We start from the raw sequence: 1,745 nt of genomic DNA on the forward strand, positions 1-1,745 counted from the left end.
GTATGTGTAAAATAGTTCTCGAGGACTGAAACACGTAATATTCCACATTGTGGAATATTGGGTGCAAAAGACTGGGCAAAAAAGAAAAGACCCTCTACAATAGATGTGTGCTGACCAAAGCAAATACATCTGGAGAGAGGAGTCTTTTCATGCTTTCTATTGTACACGAAATATACAACATAATAAAGACCAAAAACAACATGATAGAAGCTGAAGAAACCCTAAAACAGTTAATGGAAACGACCTTTGCTCGTATAACTGGAGAAGTTTTATCACAAATCGATCAAGAGCTCACGCAAAACAAGAAAAATGAAGGCTGGACTATGGAGCGGAAAGATGAGCGTACAATCCAATTTATGTTTGGATCCGTTACGTATGAGCGTGCGTTAATGAAAGACCGAAAAGGAAAGAGAAGCTATCCATTAGACGAATACCTCTGTTTTGCGAAATACCAAAGATATAGTCCACTTGTGGAAGTGAAAACGGCAGAATTAGCGAGCGAACAAACATACCGAGGCACAGCCAAAACGTTATCTGAATGGACCGCAGTGACGATGAGTCATCAGACCGTAGGAAAGATTGTAAAAGAAGTTGGTGAGGTCCAACAGAAAGCAGATGAAGCTCTTGTCCAAGAGCTAGAGGAAGCCGCCGAGCTTCCTGAAGGGAAGAAAGTAGACTATCTTTACGGAGAAGCTGATGGTGTATTTGTGAGAAGCACTCAGAAGAAAAAACAAATTGAAGTGCGCCACGCGATCACGTACGAGGGCTGGGATCTAAATGGGAAGCGTGTGAAGCTAACGTCTCCTTATGCCATCATGACAACGAAAGAAATCAATCGTTTTTGGCAAGAAGTCCAAGCTGTCACTGCTCACCGATATGCTCTTTCGGAGACACAAGTCGTCACTGGAAGTGACGGTGGCGCAGGTTATACACCAGATCGTTTTCAAGAAGCCTTTTCTCAATCAAACAAGCCTGTTTTGAATCAAATCGATGGCTATCATGTACAACAGTCTTTAAGCGCCGCATTTGGGGTAAAAAGCCATGAATATAAAACCAAAGCAAAACAAGCCCTAAAGGACCGTGACAAAGAGAATTTCACAAAATGGATAGACACGTACGAAAGTACGATCACAGACGAGAAGCATCTCAAGAGAATTGAGCAATGTAAAAAATATCTTTTATCCCAATGGGAGAGAATATTTGATTGGCGCGAGAAAGTGGCTGACCCACCCGAGAATGCGCGCTCCCTAGGTGCGATAGAATCAAACCAGCGACACATCTCATTTCGGATGAAAAAGAGAGGCATGCATTGGAGTAAAGCTGGGTGTGAAGCAATGGTCAAGGTCAAACAAGGGATCCTTAACAACACATTACGTAGCGTATACTTACACTTTAGAGGGCGAACAACGAGACAGCAGCGCGTGTTCCAACAAATAGTGACTCGTGCCAAGAAAAATCATGAACAAGCCGTGACCCCAAGTGTGCGCCAAGGAACATTTGCCCTGAACGGTCCTCATTCTTCTCCAATGGGCAAATTTGTGAAAGGAATGAAAGGCTATTTGGTAGGCTGACTTTTTGTCATCGGGATGAGCGAGAGAAGTTCGCGTGCGGGGTGATCCCCGCGGTTTTGCGTCTCAACCTGATGGAGCAGCACAAATGAAGGACGGGTGTACGAGCGTTTTTGCGTGTTAAACTAACTAAATGACCGAGCCATATAACTTGAAATGTCATCGGTCTATCGCTCG

1 protein-coding gene is annotated in these 1,745 nt (G+C 43.8%); it reads left to right on the plus strand.

Annotated features, from left to right (window positions below):
* The first annotated feature begins 149 nt into the window (after positions 1-149).
* Complete coding sequence (locus BLT29_RS12970; protein ID WP_090776737.1) at positions 150-1,571, plus strand: ISLre2 family transposase; 1,422 nt, start codon at positions 150-152, stop codon at positions 1,569-1,571.
* Positions 1,572-1,745: the final 174 nt, after the last annotated feature.

It is taken from the genome of Shouchella lonarensis (assembly GCF_900096965.1).
GTDB lineage: Bacteria > Bacillota > Bacilli > Bacillales > Bacillaceae_D > Shouchella > Shouchella lonarensis.

Bases quoted from the DNA above. Each gene is read 5' to 3' on its own strand.
- BLT29_RS12970 (WP_090776737.1), top strand. From the start codon at position 150: ATGCTTTCTATTGTACACGAAATATACAACATAATAAAGACCAAAAAC.